The sequence below is a fragment of the Streptomyces humidus genome, from assembly GCF_014649655.1.
GTDB classification, from domain to species: Bacteria; Actinomycetota; Actinomycetes; order Streptomycetales; family Streptomycetaceae; genus Streptomyces; species Streptomyces humidus.
In genome coordinates this window covers 1-1,074 of sequence record NZ_BMTL01000137.1, presented here as the reverse complement: position 1 = coordinate 1,074, position 1,074 = coordinate 1, and the positions used below count along the sequence as shown (strand labels likewise).

Sequence of the window (1,074 nt, the reverse complement as noted above, 5' to 3'; positions counted from 1 at the left end):
CTAGGGCCTGTGTGGAGTTGTGATCTCGTGGGGCCCCGGCTCGGGAGGGTCGGGGCCTTTGGAGTAGAACGGTGGGGTGTCTCGACCTCAACTTTCGGATGCCGAGTGGGAGTTCATCTCCCCGTTCCTGCCGGTCGGTGAGTACGGGCCGTACCCGGAGAACCTGCGGGCGCACTTCGAGGGCGTCGTGTGGCGGTTCAGGAACGGGGCGAAATGGCGGGAGTTGCCCGAACGGTTCGGGCACTGGTCCACCGTTTACGGCCGGTTTCGGCAGTGGCGGGATGCCGGGGTGTTCACCGCGGTGTTCCAGGGTGCGATCGCCGAGGCGGCGAAGCGGGGCCTGGTGGACTTGTCGCTGGTCAGCGTGGACTCGACCACGATCCGGGCCCATCATGATGCTGCCGGGATGATCGTGGAGCCCGAGACCCTGGACGCGCTGGAGAAGGCCGCCGCGGAAAAAGGGGCGCCAGCCAGGAACAAGACGGGCAACTGGACCCGGAGCGGGAAGAACGACGACGCGTGAGGCGTCGCCGCAAGGCCCGACTCGCCGCCGCCGACCTGGGGCGTTCCCGCGGCGGACTGACCACGAAGACGCACCTGTCCTGTGTGCCACAATGCCTGCCTCTCTCGCTGAAGATCACTGCGGGGCAAGCCGGGGACAGTCCGCAGTTCATCCCCGTCCTGAACAAGATCCGCGTCCCCGGCCCGGTCGGCCGGCCCCGCACCCGGCCGGACGCAGTCGCGGGCGACAAGGCGTACTCGTCCCGCAAGAACCGTTCCCACCTGCGTAAACGTGGGATCAAATCGGTCATCCCCGAGAAGAAGGATCAGGCCGCCCACCGCAAGAACCGCGGCTCACGCGGCGGACGGCCCGTCACCTGGGACAAGCAGATGTACAAGCTCCGCAACAGTGTCGAACGCACCATCAACAAGATCAAGGACTGGCGTGGTCTCGCCGTCCGTTACGACAAAAAGCCTGAAAGCTACCAGGCCGGACTCGAATTATGCGCCGGCCTCCTCTGGATCCGATACCTCGGATCGCAGCCTTGATCACAACTCCAGACAGGCCCTAGG

1 pseudogene is annotated in these 1,074 nt (G+C 65.9%); it reads left to right on the top strand.

Annotation, left to right across the window (positions count from 1 at the left end):
- Positions 1–76 precede the first annotated feature (76 nt).
- Positions 77–1,050: pseudogene (locus tag IE239_RS41430) on the top strand (IS5 family transposase).
- The last annotated feature ends 24 nt before the right edge of the window (positions 1,051–1,074 follow it).